The organism is Caulobacter sp. GW821-FHT10F06, assembly GCF_058809215.1.
Genome location: NZ_JBXASK010000002.1, coordinates 320,753 through 337,633, shown reverse-complemented (window position 1 = coordinate 337,633; position 16,881 = coordinate 320,753). Strand labels below are relative to the sequence as shown.

At 67.7% G+C, this 16,881-nt stretch carries 9 protein-coding genes; 1 reads left to right on the top strand and 8 read right to left on the bottom strand.

From position 1 onward, the window contains the following. The first annotated feature begins 160 nt into the window (after window positions 1-160). Window positions 161-2,467, top strand: coding sequence for a TonB-dependent receptor (locus AC1RUS_RS04770; RefSeq protein WP_492913558.1), 2,307 nt, complete (start codon window positions 161-163; stop codon window positions 2,465-2,467). Window positions 2,468-2,651: 184 nt separating this feature from the next. Here the strand turns inward: AC1RUS_RS04770 and AC1RUS_RS04765 are convergent, their stop codons facing one another. The 8 genes from AC1RUS_RS04765 to AC1RUS_RS04730 all read right to left on the bottom strand — a co-directional run bounded on the left by AC1RUS_RS04765 (window position 2,652) and on the right by AC1RUS_RS04730 (window position 16,876). Next, window positions 2,652-3,452, bottom strand: a complete 801-nt coding sequence (locus tag AC1RUS_RS04765) for an acid phosphatase (RefSeq protein ID WP_492913556.1) — start codon at window positions 3,450-3,452, stop codon at window positions 2,652-2,654. A gap of 73 nt (window positions 3,453-3,525) precedes the next feature. Further along, on the bottom strand, window positions 3,526-6,630 hold the full coding sequence (locus AC1RUS_RS04760) for a TonB-dependent receptor (protein ID WP_492913554.1): 3,105 nt from the start codon (window positions 6,628-6,630) through the stop codon (window positions 3,526-3,528). A 68-nt stretch (window positions 6,631-6,698) separates the two neighbouring features. Beyond that, window positions 6,699-7,652 (bottom strand): FecR family protein, encoded by a 954-nt coding sequence (locus AC1RUS_RS04755; protein WP_492913552.1) that lies wholly within the window; start codon window positions 7,650-7,652, stop codon window positions 6,699-6,701. Then, window positions 7,649-8,224, bottom strand: a complete 576-nt coding sequence (locus AC1RUS_RS04750; RefSeq protein WP_492913550.1) for an RNA polymerase sigma factor — start codon at window positions 8,222-8,224, stop codon at window positions 7,649-7,651. Before AC1RUS_RS04750 ends, AC1RUS_RS04755 begins: the two co-directional genes overlap by 4 nt. A gap of 88 nt (window positions 8,225-8,312) precedes the next feature. Beyond that, complete coding sequence (locus AC1RUS_RS04745) at window positions 8,313-9,608, bottom strand: MFS transporter (protein WP_492913548.1); 1,296 nt, start codon at window positions 9,606-9,608, stop codon at window positions 8,313-8,315. Next, the gene (locus AC1RUS_RS04740; protein WP_492913546.1) at window positions 9,601-10,683 is read right to left on the bottom strand and encodes a LacI family DNA-binding transcriptional regulator; all 1,083 of its coding nucleotides are present in this window, start codon (window positions 10,681-10,683) and stop codon (window positions 9,601-9,603) included. The genes AC1RUS_RS04745 and AC1RUS_RS04740 overlap by 8 nt, the downstream gene beginning before the upstream one ends. A gap of 99 nt (window positions 10,684-10,782) precedes the next feature. Continuing rightward, window positions 10,783-13,746 (bottom strand): TonB-dependent receptor plug domain-containing protein, encoded by a 2,964-nt coding sequence (locus AC1RUS_RS04735; RefSeq protein WP_492913544.1) that lies wholly within the window; start codon window positions 13,744-13,746, stop codon window positions 10,783-10,785. A 118-nt stretch (window positions 13,747-13,864) separates the two neighbouring features. Continuing rightward, a complete protein-coding gene (locus AC1RUS_RS04730) occupies window positions 13,865-16,876 on the bottom strand; it encodes a glycosyl hydrolase family 28-related protein (RefSeq protein ID WP_492914142.1) in 3,012 nt (1,003 codons plus the stop codon). Between the last annotated feature and the right edge of the window lie 5 nt (window positions 16,877-16,881).

The window sequence follows — 16,881 nt, the reverse complement described above, 5'->3', positions numbered from 1 at the left end:
GACAAAGTAAGTTTGTATGACGATCAACTTGTCAGACAATGTTCTGCGACGCCGCGCCGCATTTGCCGGCCGACGGAAAGATGTCGTTGAGGTCGTTCGCGCGGCCGCTTTCGCAAAATGTCCGTACGCCAAACGGCGGCGGGCCAAGGGGATCAAGATCATGTCGCAATCGTCTCGCGCCGCACAAAGGCCGACCATCCGAGCAGGCCGCAGCGCCCTGCTGCTGGCCTCGGCCAGCCTGGCGACCCTGCTGGCCGCCCAGGCCCAGGCCCAGACGGCGCCGGCCTCCGACGACGCCCTCTCCGAGATCGTCGTCACCGCCACTCGCCGCGGCGACGTGTCGGTGCAGAACACCCCTCTGGCGATTACCGCCTTCTCGGGCGCGACGCTCGAGAAGCAGGGCATCCAGACGATCCAGGATCTGACGAAGGCCGATCCCTCGCTGAACATCCAGAGCTACGGCGCGGCCCAGACCAAGGTGGTCATCCGCGGCATCGAGTCGAACGTCGGCGCCACCTCGGGCATCTATCTGGACGAAACCCCGCTGGTCGGCGGCGTCGCCGGCAACATCCTGGGCGACGGCAAGCCGGGCCTGCGCCTGCTCGACCTGGACCACGTCGAAGTGCTGAAGGGCCCGCAGGGCACCCTGTTCGGCTCCAGCTCGATGAGCGGCACGCTGCGGGTGATCACCAAGAAGCCCGAGCTCGACGAATTCGGCGGCCGCGTCTCGGCCAGCGCCGCCACCGTCAAGAGCGGCAACAACTTCTATGACGGCAACCTGACCCTAAACGTGCCGATCATCAAGGACAAGCTGGGCATCCGCGTCACCGGCTGGAGCGAGAGCGGCGGCGGCTTCGTCGACCAGACGGTCAACGGCAATCTCAAAGAGAACAACAACGACTCGCACGTGAAGGGCGGCCGGATCATCGGCCTGCTGCGCGCCACCGACGACCTGACCCTGACCGCCACCGTGGTCCACCAGGAAGTCGACGTCGACGGCACCCAGTCGTGGCTGAAGGCCCGCGGCCCCTACGCCAACAACTCGCCGACCGTCGAGTTCTACCGCGACAACTACAACCTCTATTCGCTGGCCGGCGACTACAACCTCGGCTTCGGCACCATCAGCGCCTCGACCTCCTACACCAACCAGCGGGTCATCAACCCCAAGGACAGCACGCCCACGGCCAACGGCTTCGGCCTGACCGGCTCGACCCTGTTCGTGCCGACCATGGTGTTCAAGGACTTCGTGTCGGAAGTGCGCTTCTCGTCGTCGTTCGACGGGCCGTTCCAGCTCGTCACCGGCGGCTATTACGAGAACAGCCAGAGCGTCTATCAAACCAACTCGGTGGTCGCCAACATCAACGGCGAAGCCATCTGCTACACCTACAGCGAATGCACGACCAAGGGCCTGCGCAAGCCCGGCCGCACCGCCGGCGTCCTCAACAGCCCGTATGAATTCGGCACCAACACCAAGCGCAGCGTCGGCCAGTACGCCCTCTACGCGCAAGGCGACTACAAGATCACCGACACCCTGACCGCGACCGTCGGCCTGCGCTACTTCAAGGCCGACATCCACGACATCATCACCAACCTGCAGACGGTCTATCCCGACTACATCTTCGGCGTCGTGACGGCGCCGACGAAGACCGGCGACAGCCGCGGCAGCAACGACAAGCCCAGCTACAACGTCGCGCTGCTGTGGAAAGCCACGCCCGACATCAGCGTCTATGCGCGCGCCGCCTCGGGCTTCCGCATCGGCGGCGTCAACACCGCCACCTCCCTGGCCCAGCAGGCCGGCGTGGTGTTCCCCGGCACCTACAACCCCGACAGCCTGTGGAACTACGAAGCCGGCGTGAAGTCGTACTGGCTGGAGCGCAAGCTGTTCGTCGACGCGGCCGTCTACCACATCGACTGGAACGACCAGCAGTTGTCGGCCCAGGCGCCCGGCGCCTTCGCCTACACGATCAACGCCGGCAAGACCGAGGTGAACGGCGTCGAGGTCAACACCACCTTCAAGCCGATCTCCGGCCTGAGCCTCAGCGGCAGCGTCAACTATGTCGACGCCAAGCTGGCCTCGGACCTGCCGGCCGACGTGATCGCGGCGGGCACCTACGGCTATGACGGTGACCGCGTGCCGCTCAGCGCCAAGTGGGCGTTCAACCTGCAGGGCGAATACGAGCACGAAGTGGCCGACGGCATGGACGGCTATGTCCAGGCCGGCCTGAACTATCGCGGCTCGTCGCACACCTCGTTCAACAGCCGCAACACCTACAACACCAAGCTGCCGGCCTACTACATGATCAGCGCCAAGCTGGGCGTGCGGAAGGACGCCTGGGACCTGGGCCTGTTCGCCGACAACCTGACCAACAAGGCCGCCTATCTGGGCGTGGTGGAATCCCTGGACGGCATCCGGGTGTTCTCGCCGCGTCCCCGGACGGTGGGCGTGCGGATCAGCAGCACCTTCTAGTCTGAACGCCTCAGGAAGCCCCCGATCTCCACGCGAGGTCGGGGGCTTTTTGCTGCCTGCCAGACCGAGCGGGAAGCAGCCCGCGCGCAGGATCGACGCGCGTTTGGGCGCCGGTTCGCCGTTCGTGACGACAACGATCCGCGCCGCGTGACCTTCAGACTGCGCTACCGCGGCTAGGTCGATCCTAGCCCGCCGGCGCGGCCACGCGTCGGCGGCAGGCCGCCAGCTTCGGCTCGTCCTTGGCCAGTTCGGCCTGGGCGCAGGCGAAGTCGGCCTGGAAGTCCGGCGTGGCCTTGACCCGTTCGTAGACCGCCGTGGCGACCAGGCGGCCGGCCTCGACGTCGGACGGGAAGTGCACGCCGCAGATCAGGCGGCTTTCGCCATAGTCCACGCCGCGCTTCAGGATCGCCTCGGCGTGATCGGGCGCCAGATCGGCCAGGGCCAAGGCCGCCGTCCAGCCATAGGCCGAGTGTCCCGATGGATAGGAGGTGCGCTTGGACTGGTCCGGATCGGGATCCGGCGCGCTGCGGCCGCACACCCGCGTCAGCTTCATCACCTGATAGGGCCGCGCCCGCTGATAGACGTCCTTGGCCGCGAACACCGGCCGGCCCACCGTGCGCTCCAGACGGTTCAGCAGGCGGATCGTGAACGGCAGGCTGGTCCGCTCCAGCGGCGCGCCGAAGGCCTGAGAGAAGCGCTCGTACAGCCGGTCGGCGTCGGCCTCGGCCAGCTTGAAGCGCTCGGGCGTGGTCTCTTTCTGGCGACGCAGAATGCCCATGGCGTCATCCAGCGCCACGGTCGAGCCGTCGGCCGGCGGACCGGCCAGCACGTGGAACACCAGCTCCTCGTCCTTCAGATAGGGCGCGAAGCTCTTGCGGTCCTTGGCCTCGGGGGTCTCCCACTCCGGCGAGGCGGCGAAGGCCAGGCTGGAGGCCGTCAACATCAAGCCCAGGCCGGCGGCCAGCATGCGCATCCGAAAGGCCACGGACATCTCCCTCATCGTCGGGTCAGGATAGAGGACGGTCGGCCGAAGCGTCCGCTCCGGCCGACCGTCGGCGTCAGAAGTCCAGCTGCACGCCCAGCGTGAAGCTGCGGCCCATCACGCCGTAGATCGAGCTGTAGTTATAGGCGTTTCCGCTGTCGGTGCCGTCCGGCAGGAACGGACCGTACTCGTCGAAGACGTTCTGCACGGCGCCGAAGATCCGCAACTTCGGATCGCGCAAGTCCGGCGTGTACTTGAAGCTGATGTCGTGGCGCCAGTAGGCGTCGACGTTCAGGTACAGCGGATCGGTGAAGCCCGCGGCTGCGGCGGCGGCCTTGCGCTCGTTGCTGTCGACGACCTTGCCGATATAGCGGGCCGACCACTGCAGGTTCAGGGCCTCGCCGCGCCAGGACAGGCTGCCCTTGGCCTCGTGCTTGGCCGTGCCGATCTCGCCGACTTCCTCGGAGACCTCGACGCTGGTGATGCCATTGTACTCGGTGCTCAGCTCCAGCCGGCGGCTGTAGTTCAGCTTGGCCGAGAACTTGCCGGGCACGCCCCAGTTCTGCAGGTCGAAGCGATAGCTGGCCGCCACGTCGACGCCGCGCGCGCGCATCTGATTGAGGTTCTGCTCCTGGTTCAGGATTTTCACCAGCTGGCCGGAGCTGTCGCGGGTGATGGTCGAGCAGAAGCTGTTGCTGGTCCCGGTCGGGTCGGAATAGCAGCCCAGCAGCAGCGCCGAGTTGCTCAGCGAAGCGATCACGTCGGCGACCTTGATGTCGTAGTAGTCGACGCTGGCCGTCAGGCCGGGAACGAACGACGGGCTGTAGACCACGCCGACCGTCAGGGTCTTGGCGGTTTCCTCGTGCAGGTTGGCGTTGCCGCCGTTGGGCGCCTTGATCGAGGTCGAGGTCTGCCGGAACGTGTGGTCGGCGTTGGCCGCGATCGCCGCGGCGATGGCCGGGTTGGCGCGGCAGTTGGTGGCGACCACGCCCGTGGTCGCAGCCGTCACGCCGCTGCAGACGTCGACCACGGTGTCGGCGTCGTCGCGCGGCGGCGAGTAGAGCTCGCTGGTGTCCGGCGCGCGCTGGGCGCGGGCGTATTCCGAGCGGAAGCGCAGGTCCTTGACCGGCGACCACTGGAGGCCCGCCCGATAGCTGGTCGTCGTGTCGACGGCGTCCAGATTGTACTTGGCTAAGCGCGCGGCGCCGTCGATGCTGAGGCGATAGGCGAACGGCGCGTCCTTGAAGATCGGCAGCGAGGCCTCGGCGAACACTTCGTCGGCCTTGATCACCCCGGAGTACTCCGGAATGTAGGACGAGCTGCCGAAACCGTTCTGGATCAGGGCGTCGGTCGTGGTGTGGGTCTTGTCGCGACGGCTCTCGAAGCCGAAGGCGGTCTCGACCGGGCCGGCCGGCAGGTTGAACGCCGTGCCGCTGACATAGCCCTCGATCGTGTCCTGGCGGTTCTGCGGGTGATACCAGACGTTGGCGCGGATGTAGTTGGCGGCTTCGGGGGTGATCGAGTTGACGCCGAAGATGTTGATCGGAACGCAACCGTCGGCGCGGGCCGCGGCGCTGCGGCACTGGATGACGCCGGCCGAGGTCTTCTCGGCGTCCAGGGCCCAGGACAGGCGCTGCAGGTTGACGGTGTTGCCGCGGATCTGGTGGCCGTCGAACTCGCCGTAGCCGTAGGTCAGCTTCCAGTCCCAGTCGGCGAAGGCGTGGCCTTCCAGGCCGAGCCAGCCGCGCAGGGTCTCGCGCTCGTTGTGGGTGTAGGTGTCGCCCAGCTCCACGAGACGGCGGCGAAAGTCGATGCCCGAACTGGACGAGGCGGCCTTGATCTCGGCTGGCGCGAACGGGTTCAGGGTGCGCGAGATGCGGCCCACCGAATACTCGTCATTGACGCCGAAGGTGGTCGAATAGCTGACTGAATAGGGCTCGCGCGAGGAGTCCGTCGTCACCTTCGAATACAGGAACTGACCCCAGAGCTTGAGGTTGTCGCTGAAGTCGTAGCTGAACTTGGCTGCGCCGTTCAGGGTGTCGCGCGGCGTGATCAGGGTGCCGCGCGTGCGGTCCTCGTATCCGTCGGTGGCGGTGACGAAGTTCTGATGCAGGCCGCTGTCGTTGTAGAACCACTTGCCGCTGATGAAACGGCCGCCGGCCGTGTAGGTCGACAGGTCCGGCGAGGTCACCGTGTTGGTCGCCGGTGCGTAGATCAGCGACTGGGTCGCGAAGTCGCGGTCGGTGGCCTTCAGCACGAACTGGCGGTCGAAAGTGGCGCCGGCCATCACATAGAGGCGGTCATCCAGGAAGCGCTTGCCGGCCCCGACCGAATATTCCAGCGACTCGCCGCCGCCGGCGTCGGTCGTGCCGCCCACCACGCGGGCGCGCAGGCCCTGAAACTTCTGCTCGGTGATGATGTTGACCACCCCGGCGATGGCGTCCGAGCCATAGACGGCCGAGGCGCCGCCGGTGGTGACTTCCACACGGTCGACGAAGAATTCGGGAATGGAGCTGAGGCTGACGGCGTTCTTGTTGCCGGCGTTCGACACCGTGCGGTGGCCGTCGATCAGCGTCAGGGTGCGGTTTTCGCCGAGCCCCCGCAGGCTGATGGTGCTGAGGCCGTTGGCCTGGGTGGCGGTCTGGTTGTTGGCGAGGCTGGAGGCCTGGACGACGCCAGGCATGTCTTCCAGCGCCTCGGCCAGGCCCATGTAACCCTGCTCGAGAATGTCGTCGCGATCGACGGCGACCACCGGGGTCGGGGCGTCGAACACGGTCGTCTTCAGGCGCGAGCCGGTGACCACCACCTCTTCGACCGTCGAAGCCTCGGGCGCCCCCGCGCCGTCGCTGGAGGTGCGGGTGGCGGCGCCTTCGCGCACGATGGCGATGGCGCCCGAGCGGTCGCGACGGACGCTCAGGCCCGTGCCGCCCAGGATCTTGCGCAGCGCGGCCTCGGAATCGAGCTTGCCATGGACGCCGGGCGTGCCGGCCCCGCGCACGTCGTCGGTGCGATAGACCAGCTGCGCGCCGGTCTGCTTGGCGTAGGCGTCCAGCGCCGCCTTCAGATCGCCCGCCGGAATGTTGAAGTCTCGGCTCTGCGCCGCTGCGGCGCTCGCCAGGATCATGGCGCAGGCTCCACCCGCCAGCGCCAGTTTCAGAAGTTTCGACGAAACCATACTCATGCCCCTCATGGGGCTCTTGTACGGCCCCATGGGGTTGCGACAATGGACCGACGAAAACCCGTAACAGCTCAGCTCGAAATCTTCACGCTGTCGCCGTCGTCCTCGACCTTCAGGCCATAGGCCTCCTGCAGCAGCCGCACGAACGCCTCGACGTTCTCGGCCTCGAAACTACCGCCGATGCGCATGGCGCCGGCCTGCGGATCGCCGATCACCAGCCGCTTGCGATTGTAGCGATTGAACTCCTCGGCCGCGTCGCTCAGCGTCGACTGGTCGAACGACAACAGGCCCTGGCGCCAGCTCAGCTCACTGGTCACCCGCTCGATCGAGGTCTCGGTCAGCAAGGTGCTGGCTCCGTCAGCGATCACCATGTCGCCGCGGGTCAGCAGGGCCGGCCGGGCCCTGGCCGAACCGCTGTCGGCCACCCGCACGCGGCCTTCGATCACCGCCACCTCGACCCGGTCGCCGTCGCGGCGGACCGAGAACTTGGTGCCCAGCACGGTCACGGTCTTGGGTCCCGCATGGACCACGAACGGCCGCGAGGCGTCGTGGGCCACCTCGAAATAGGCCTCGCCGCGATCCAGCCAGACCTCCCTGCCCTTCCTGGTCACGGCGGCGCGAAGCTTGGTCCGGGTGTTAAGCTCGATCCGGGTGCCGTCGGCCAGGGGCGCAGTGGCGCGGCCGCCGATCTCGGTGACATAGCTGTCACCGCCCAACAGGCCGGCGGCCGGCAGGATCAGCGCGGCCGCCGCCAGGCAGGCGGCGATCAAGGCGGCGGCGGCGACAGGCCGCCACAACGCCAGGGCCGGACGGCCAGCCGGACGCGGACCTTCCGGGCGGCGCAGGGACGCCAGGCGGTCGGCCTTTCGCCAACCGATTTCCAGGCGCCAGAACGCGACCTTGTGCTCGGGCGCGGCGTCCAGCCAAGCGTCGAGGCGCGCCTGATCGTCCGCCGACCAGTCGTCTTCCTCGCGGCGCAGCAGCCAACGGGCGGCGATCTCTTCGGTCTGCACGGCGCTGCTCATAGTTCGGTCGCCTTGGCGGCGCCCTTCTTGTTGGCTTGCGGGCGACGGATCTTGCCCGCCCCGCCCATCATGAAATCGACCAGGGCGCGCATGCCATGGACCATCTGCTGCTCGACCGTGTCGGACCCGACATTGAGGCGCAGGGCCACCTCCTTGGTGGACAGGCCCTCGATCTTTCTCAACATCACGACCTCCCGGCAGCGCGGCGGAAGCCGGTCCAGCCCGGCCTGCACGCGGCGCAACTCGTCCCGGGCCGTGAGGTGGCGATCGGGCGTCACGGTATCGACTGCGACAACCGAAGCCTCCAAATCCGCAACATGTTCGATCGAGACGATCTGGGCGCGTTTGGCCAGGTTGATCAGGTGGTTGCGAGCCGTGGTGAAGACGAACGGCTTGGCCTGCAGCGGCAGCCGTTCGCGCGCGGCGGCGTAGACCTTGGCGTAGACCTCCTGGCGCAGGTCGGCGACGTCGGAGTCATTGCGCCAGTTGCGCCGGATGTAGCGCGTCAGGGCCGGCTCCAGCGGGAAGACCTCGCGGAAGAACCAGGCCTTCAGTTTGGGATCGTCAATCATCTGTCGCCGGTTCGCATGCGCCCTGATCTAGCTGGGACAAGCGCGCGGCGAAAACCCTGAACACGAAAAAGCGCGACGAGACTTTTCTTCAGCCCTGCGCTCGCCGCGTCTTTTCCAGCTGGGCCATGGCGACAAAGATCAGAACGCTGGTCACCAGCAGCACGGCGGCCAGGGCCAGCATTGGCGCCAGATTGCTGCCCGTGGCGTCGCGCACCAGGGGCACCAGGTTCTGGGCGATGAAGCCGCCCAGATTGCCGATCGCGTTGATGGCCGCGATGCCCGCCGCCGCCCGGGGGCCGCTGAGGAAGCTGGGCGGCAGGCTCCAGAACACCGGCTGGGCCGCGAAGATGGCCGGGGCGGCGATGCACAGCATGGCGAACTTCAGCGCCGCGCCCGGCACGATGACGCTGAGGGTCAGGGCCAGGGCGCCCAGCAGGCAGGGTCCGGCGATGTGCCAGGCGCTGGCTCCGTGGCGGGCGGCGTGACGCGGCACGAACCAGAGGCCGGCGGCGACGAACATCCAGGGAATGACGTTGATGAAGCCGTTGACGCTGTTGGAGACTCCGAACGATTTGACGATCGTCGGCAGCCAGTAGCTGAGGCCGTAGGCGCCCAGCGGCATGCCGATATAGAGGCCCGCCAGCAGCAGCACGCGCGGATCGAAGATCGCCTTCCAGGCCCCGCGATGGTCGTCGGCCACCCCGCCCCGCTCGGTGTCCAGCACCTTGGCCAGCCAGGCCTTCTCGGCGTCGGGCAGCCAGCGGGCCTTGGTCGGACCGTCCGGCAGGCGCCACAGAACGTAGGGCGCCAGCAGCACGGCCGGAACGCCGGTGACCAGGAATACCCACTGCCAGCCGGCCAGGCCCAGGGTTCCGTCCAGGTCCAGCAGCAGTCCGCCCAGGGCCGCGCCGACGGCGTTGGCGACGGCGCTGGCGATCATGAACAGGCCGACCATCCGCGCCCGATGGGCCTGCGGATACCAGAGGGTCAGGACGTAGAGCACGCCCGGGAAGAACCCCGCCTCCGTCACCCCAAGCAGGAACCGCAGGACGTAGAACATCGTCGCGTTCTGGGTGAAGCCGAGCGCGAGCGTGACGAGGCCCCAGGTGAACATGATCCGCGCGAACCAGACCCGCGCGCCCACCCGGGCCAGGATCAGGTTCGACGGGGCCTCGAACAGGAAATAGCCTATGAAGAACAACGAAGCGCCCAGGCCGTAGGCCGCCTCGCTGAGGCCCAGGGCCTGGACCATGTCGAGCTTGGCGTAGGAGACGTTCTGCCGGTCGATATAGGCGATCAGGTACATCAGGCAGAACAGCGGCATCAGCCGCCGCGTCACCCGCCCGACGGTGGCGCGCTCCATATCCAGCGACGGATCAGGCATGCGAGGACCTCTCGTGGGTTTTCGCGCCCGCGATCGGGGAGACGCGTTTGGGCGGGGCGGTGGACTCGCGCTCGACCAGGGCGTGGTCGAGGACGTAATCGGCCGAGGTTTCGGGCGACGGCTCGGTGGAGCGCAGCACGCGCATCAGCCGATCCAGGGCCACGGCCGCCATCTGGCGGACCGGCTGGCGGACCGTCGTGAGGGGCGGCCAGAGCGTAGTGGCCACGGTGGTGTCGTCGAACCCGACCACGGTCAGATCGCGCGGCACGTCGAGGAGCCGGCGATGGGCCACCGACACGGCCGCGGCGGCCATGTCGTCATTGCTGGCGAAGATGGCGGTGGGCGGCGCGTCGGCGTCGAGCAGCTGCTCGGCGGCGCGCAGGCCGGAGGCATAGGTGAAGGCGCCCTGGGCCAGGACCAGTTCGGCGCCGTCGACGTCCGCGATCGCCGCCCGCGCGCCTTCGAGACGCTCGGCGCTGGCGCTCTGGTTGGGATTTCCGGCGATGAAGCCGATCCGCCGGTGACCACGATCCAGCAGATGCTGGGCCATGGCGCGGCTGGCCTGGCGGTCGTCGATGCGGACGCTGATCGCGTCGCTGGGCGGACGCCCGGCGGCGACCACCGCGACGGGCAGATGGGCGGCGCGCAGGATGTCGAGCACCACGGCGGACTCGCCCAGGGGCGGGGCCAGGACCACGCCGTGAACGCCGGACGCGATCAGTCCCCGCAGTTCGTGGACCGTCGGCGCCTGGCCGTTCTCGCCCTTCACCAGGATCAGCCGGGCGCCGGCGCTGGTGGCTTCCTCGAACACGCCGATCAGGAAATCGCTCATGAAGGCGGCGCTGGGGTTGGAATAGATCACCCCGATCCGCAGCTCGCCCGCCATGACTAGGTTGCGGGCCGCCAGGTTCGGCTCGTAGTTCAGCTCGCGGATCGCGGCCAGGACCGCCTCGCGCGTCTCTTCCCGCACCTTGGCGCGCTCGTGGATCACCCGCGACACCGTCATGCGCGAGACGCCGGCCCGCTGCGCGACATCGACAATGGTGGCGCCCCGGGGGCGGTCTGGCCTGCTCAATGGATAACCTTTGACCTCCGCCCACGACGGCGGCGTGTGAACGCGATGATCCGCCGCGTTCCGGCATTTGAGCCGAACCGCGGCGGATCGCCAGAGGCGCTAGAAGCTGTAGCGCAGACCGACGTGGTAGAAGCGTCCCAGCAGGTCGTACAGCGCCGGGTTGGCGTCGAGGCCCGTATTGGTCTGGGGCGACGGCGTCGGATCGCGGTTCAGCAGGTTGTCGACCTTGCCGTAGATCTGCAGACCCTTGCCGAACTTGTACGAGGCGCTGACGTCGACATAGGTCGCGCCGCTCATGTGGTTGTAGTCGATGGTCGGCCGGCTGGCGGTCGAGACCGGGCAGCTGCCGGCCGCGCACTGAACATAGTCGGTGGTCGTGCCGCCGAACCGACCATCGCTGAACCAGCGTTCCTGGACGCTCAAGGCGAAGTTGTCGTTGTCCCAGGATTGAATGGCCAGGAACTTCCAGTCCGGCGTAGCGCCGGAGTTCTGGCCGGCCGAGTCGATGGCGACGGCTCCGGGGATGCCGGGGTTGGTGACAAACTTGTGGGTGTTGGTGGCCAGGCCCCGCACCGTGAAGCGGCCAGGAACGCTGGGCAGTTCGAAGCGGTAGCTGCTTTCGATGTCGAAGCCGCTGGTCTTGATCGAAGCCAGGTTGAACGTCTGGGAGTTGACGAACGGCGTGCCCTGGGCGGGCGAGAAGTTGAAGGCGCTACAGAACTGCTGCAGGCCCGCAAAGCAGAAATTGACCACCTGCTGGGCGCCCAGGCTGGAGATCCCGCCGTTCAGAACGATGTTGTACCAGTCGACCGAGACGCTGAAGCCCGGCAGCCATTGCGGGTTCGACAGCACCGCGCCGATGGTCACGTTCTTGGCGATTTCCGGCTTCAGGTTGGGATTGCCCACCACGTTCTGCAGAACCGTCAGCGCGCCGCCGGTGAACGGGTTGGTGAAGTTCGGCAGCGTCGTCGTGACCGGCGCGGCGTACAGTTCCGAAAGGTTCGGAGCGCGGACGTCGCGCGAGGTCACGGCCCGCAGACGGACCCCGTCGACCGGCGTGTCCCAGGTGGCCCCGACCTTCCAGGTGTAGACCGTGCCCGAGGTGCTGTAGTCGGTCCAGCGACCGGCCATGTTGAGGTTGGCCTTGCCCGCCGCCTCCGAGTTGATCAGCGGGATGTTCACTTCGGCATAGGCTTCCTTCACCGAATACTGGCCGGCGCCGGAGTGGTAGTTGCCCGCGAACCAGTTGGCGCCCGACGCGGTGAGGACCGGGTCGGCCGGGTAGTCGGTGGTGTTGGGCGAATCCACGTTGCCGTCGCCGTAGGGGTCGCCTTGGACGTGGTACTGCTCCTTGCGGTACTCGCCGCCGACCGCCAGGGACACCGGGCCGGCCCACAGCGAAACGGGTTCGCCGCTGAAGTTCAGGCTGAAGACGTCCTGCTTCTGGACCGAGTGCTGGTACGGGCCGTTCTTGGGCGTGATGTAGGCCAGGGCCGCTTCGCTGGGCGGCTTACCCCCGAAGATGTTGATCGGCACGCAGCCGTTGGCGCGGGCGATCGGATCGGCGCAGACGATCTGGCCGCCGACCGTCGTGGCCTGAATGGCGGCGCGATAGCGCGGCATCAGCAGGATGTCGCGAACGTGGATGTTCGTCGTATTCTGGCCGTGGGTGAAATAGGCGTCGTAGCGCCACTCCTTGCCGAAGGCGTCGAACCGGCCGTCGGCTCCGACCACCGCCCGGACCTGGGTCCGGGTGGGATGGACCGAGATGTTGCGCGGCAGCAGGGCGTTGCTGGTGCCGAAGCTGAAGGTCGTGATGTTGTTGGTCGCACAGGCGGCCACGATCGAAGCCGGAAGATACGGGTTCGAGCACGACATCGTCAGATTGGTCGTGGCCGCGCCCGGATTAGGTTGGTTGCTGCTTTCGACGCGGGCGACGTTCAGGGTCGCGTAGATCTCGTTCTTGTCGTCCAGATCGTAGCCGATGCGGCCGTAGCTGTTCATCCGCTTGATCCGGGACTGCAGCGAGGTGCCGATGCCGACGTTGCCGGACAGGTCGCCGCCAACGCAGAAGCCGCCGTTCGTGTAACAGCCGCTGACCGCGCCGTTGGCCGCCTTGGACGGCGCCCCGCCGCCACCGTACTGGAACGTGAACGGGTTGCCGGCCTGATCGAAGGCCGTGCCTTGCAGCGGACCCGCGCTGATCAGGCCGTACTTGGTGTACTGATAGGCTTGGGCGTGCTCGCGGTAGAGGTACTGCGGCGAGCCGTCATTGGCGACGCCGCGATTGACCAGGGTGGCGGTCGTGTACCAGTCGCGGCTGCCGGGCGCGTCCTCGCCGAAGCCGCCGGCCGGGACGCCTTCCTCCCAGTCGTATTCGCCGCTGACCTGCACGTGCAGGCGGTCGTCCATGAAGTTCTGGCCGGCCGCGATCTGGGCCAGCCATTGGTGGTTGTCGCCATAGGTCGTCACGCCGGTCATGATGTTGGTCTTCAGACCCACGAACCGCTTGTTGGTGATGAAGTTGACGACGCCGCCGACCGCGTCCGAGCCGTAGGACGCCGAGGCGCCGCCGGTGACCACGTCGACCCGCTCGACCAGCAGCTGGGGGAACAGGCCGATGTCGGGAACGCCCGTGACGTTGGCCGGCACGACCCGCTGGCCGTCCAGCAGGGTCAGGGTGCGGATGGTGCCCAGGCCCCGCAGCGAGAACGAGCTCAGGCCCTGCTGGCCGCTCGATGTGCTGAAGGTGCCGGTGGTCGCGCCGCTGGATCCCTGCAGCGACGGCAGCTGGGTGATGGCGGTGAAGATGTTCGGCTGGGCGGCGCGCTCAAGGTCGGCCTGGCCCAGGACCTGGGTCGGCGTGGGCGCGGTGAAGCCGGTGGAGCGGATGCGCGTGCCGGTGACCACGATCTCGGTCAGGGCCGTGGCGGCGGGCTCGGCGGGCGCCGGCGCCGTCTGGGCGCTGGCCGCTCCGGCCGATGCGATCATCGCGACCGCGCTCGTCGCGAACAGAACGTTCAAAAGCGGCGATCCCCCTCGCCTCCGACCCAAAGCACTCATCTGGCAGCCTCCCGTTTTTCGTTGAGTCCATCTGCGATGGCCTGGGGCTGAAGCTGTCAGACTAGCGGGGCGCTAACCATTACGACCATGGTCGTAGGTCGAACGCGGTTCGCCGGCTCTAAGGCCGTCGCACCGCGTAGAGCGCGTGGTGGGTCAGCACGAACAGGGTCCGCTTATCGGGGCCGCCGAAGAGCAGTTGCAGGGGCCGCTCAGGCACGTCCAGGCGTCCCAGCGCGCGGCCGTCGGGGGCGTAGACGAACACCTGGCCGTTGGCGACATAGACGCGTCCCTCCCCGTCCGTGGCGACGCTCTCGCCGCCGCGATCGGCGAAGGGCTCGAGGTCGGTGATCGCCCCGCGCGGGCCGACAAGACCGCTGTAGGTCTTGTTCTCCGAGCTGTTGGTCACGAACACCCGCTGGCCTGGCCTGGCCGTGGTGAAGCCGTAGGTGTCGAGGGCGTCCGAGAACCGCATCGCCCGGTAGTCGGGCGGCCCCTGCTGTATGACGCGATAGGCCGGCAAGGCCAGGCTGCCGTCCGGCGAAACGTATTCCCGGGGCTTGGGCAGCGCCATGTCGCGGGCGAACATCTCCGTCAAGGTCGTGAACTGATAGGTCTTGAGGTCCAGCTGGTCCTGGAACTCGCCGTTGTTCCACCAGTTGACCGGCAGCACGCTGACCGCGCCGGGATGATCGGCCGCCGGGGTCGGCGCGATCACCGTGACCTCGGTGTCGTGACTGCCCGGCTTGAAGCTGTAGACAGACCCGTCGCGGCCGTCCGACGACAGCACCAGCAGATGGCCCGACGCATCGACCGCCAGGTTGATCGGGTCCAGCGTGTTGTCGCGCACGATCGACAGCTTGCGCGCCTCCGACCAACTGTAGATGCGCTGATGCTTGCGGTCGGCGAAGTAGAGCGTCCCGGCCGCATCGACCGCGCCGCCGCCCAGCGAATAGAACCCGTCGGCCAGCTTCTCCACGCTGGCGCCGGCGGGAAAGACCGAGGGCGCGACCGGCGGCGGATCGGCTGGCAGGTCCAGCACCGCGAACTGCCGCTCGCGCGCAAGCAGGCCGCTGGTGACGTCCTGGACGGCGTTGTCGTATGGGTACTTGCTCAGGCGCAGGAAAGTGGCGCAGCCGTTCTCGTCGCACAGGCCGACGCCGCTCTCGGAGTTCACCGCCACGTTGCGGAAGCGGATGTCGTGGGAATTATAGACCTTGGCCGCCGCCAGGGCCGGCTTGCGCGTTCGGGTGACGCGATAGGCGTGATAATTGGCCACCAGGATGTCGTGCGAGTCGCGGATCTCCAGCGAGACGGTGTCCTCGCCCTCACCGGCCTCCTCTTCGGTCTGCGGCGCCAGCAGCTCCCAGTGGGCGACGCGGTTGAGGCTGATCTCGCTACGCACATGGTGCTCGACCGAGGCCTGGTAGATATGGCCCGGCGTCTGGGTGTCCGAGATGTAGATGCCCGAATAGGCGTAGGTGCTGGGGCTCCAGAGATTGGCGAAGGTCCCGCCGCCGCCATTGGTCACCCACAGGCTGGGATACTGGCCCGCCCAGCGCTTGGCCGGATCGGCGTCGGCCGTGGCGTTGGCGTTGTAGGGATTGAACCGCGTCCCGTCGTAGAGATTGGTGCCGTGGCCGCCCTGGAACTTGACGTCATTGACCATCGAGGTCGCGCCGGCGGTCCACAGCAGGGCTGTGGCGCGGGGATTGATCCCGCCGGTGTTCAAACCCAGTCCCGAGACGATGGCGTCGCCCCCGGCCGCCGACGCGACCAGCGCCTTGGGCGCGCCGACGCCCTGATAGCTCGGCGTGCGATCGGGCAGGACGATCTGGGTCAGGCTGGGATGCAGGCCGATGAGCACGGTGTCGGGTCGCAGCTTCAGGGTGTCGGTGACGACGTAGAAGCCGGTCGGAAAATAGACGACACGGTGGGCGTCGATGGCCTTCTGGATCGCGGCGGTGTCGTCCGCCACGTTGTCGCCCTTGGCGCCCAGCATGCGGACATTGACCCATTCGGCCACAGGCGGCAGGGCCCGGATCGCCGGCGCGAGCGGCCCGGCCGGCGCCGCGACGGGCTCGGCTTTCATCAGCGTCTTGGTCTCGCCGACCTGGCCCAGGCCCGGAAGGGTCAGGCCGTGAGTGAAGGACGTGACGCGATAGGCGACGCCCTGGCCGGGCGTGGTCTTGCCGCTGTCGCGGAAGCGAGCGAACACCGGCGTGTTGACGGCCGTGGCGTTCTCGAAGCCGACCTGGGTGTAGACGCTGGCCTCGTTGGAGATCACGACCCCAGCCTTGGAGACGTTCTCGAACCGAACGTCCCTGCCCCACAGCCAGTCGCCATAGCCCCGGTCGATCTCGATCCCGACGGGCGTGTTCCGCATCGCCACATTGACCAGGGTCAGGCCGGCCTCGTGTTCGCGGATCGCCGCGTCGCGCTGGCCTTCGAACGTCGAGTCCAGCAGCACGAAACCCCAGGCCGGCGAGGTCTTCTCCGCCAGAATGCCGTAGCGGCCGCCCTTGAAGTGCAGATCCTCGGCCTCGTTGGCCACCTGGTGCAGACCCGCCAGGCCCGAGCCGAGGTCGAAGTTCATGTGGCTGAGATAGGCGTGCTGTGCGGCATGGAAGCGGATCACGGTCGCCGCCGGATTGCCCTCGCCGATCTTGAAGTCGATGTTGCTCATCGCCGAGTAGAAGGTGTTGGGGCTGGCGTCGGCGATGTCCTTGTTGAAGGGCACGCTGCCGGGCGGCGGGAACGGCACGCGCCGCGACGTATCGATCTTGGCCCCCGCGAAGATCACCATGTTGCCCAGGCCCTTCTGGAACCCGGGCGTCTTGTCGCCGAGCAGGATCAGCGGACGGGTCGCGCCCACGCCGAACACGCGCACCCCCGGCCACAGGAACAGGGTCTTGCTGATCCGATAGCGCCCCGACGGCAGGAAGACCAAGCCGCCGCCGTCCTTGGCCGCCGCCGCGTCGATCGCGCCTTGCAGGGCCGCGCTGTCGTCAGCCCGACCGTCGCCGACCCCCTTGACCGTCACCGCGCTGGGATCGTCAGGAGCCGTGGCGAAGGTGGAGACCGAAGTCGCCGCCGAAGCGCTGGCCGCCAGCAGCAGGACCACCGCCGCCATCCCCG

Coding starts and splice junctions, on each gene's coding strand:
- AC1RUS_RS04770 (WP_492913558.1), top strand. CDS start 161: ATGTCGCAATCGTCTCGCGCCGCACAAAGGCCGACCATCCGAGCAGGC.
- AC1RUS_RS04760 (WP_492913554.1), bottom strand. CDS start 6,630: ATGAGTATGGTTTCGTCGAAACTTCTGAAACTGGCGCTGGCGGGTGGA.
- AC1RUS_RS04755 (WP_492913552.1), bottom strand. CDS start 7,652: ATGAGCAGCGCCGTGCAGACCGAAGAGATCGCCGCCCGTTGGCTGCTG.
- AC1RUS_RS04750 (WP_492913550.1), bottom strand. CDS start 8,224: ATGATTGACGATCCCAAACTGAAGGCCTGGTTCTTCCGCGAGGTCTTC.
- AC1RUS_RS04745 (WP_492913548.1), bottom strand. CDS start 9,608: ATGCCTGATCCGTCGCTGGATATGGAGCGCGCCACCGTCGGGCGGGTG.
- AC1RUS_RS04735 (WP_492913544.1), bottom strand. CDS start 13,746: ATGAGTGCTTTGGGTCGGAGGCGAGGGGGATCGCCGCTTTTGAACGTT.
- AC1RUS_RS04730 (WP_492914142.1), bottom strand. CDS start 16,876: ATGGCGGCGGTGGTCCTGCTGCTGGCGGCCAGCGCTTCGGCGGCGACT.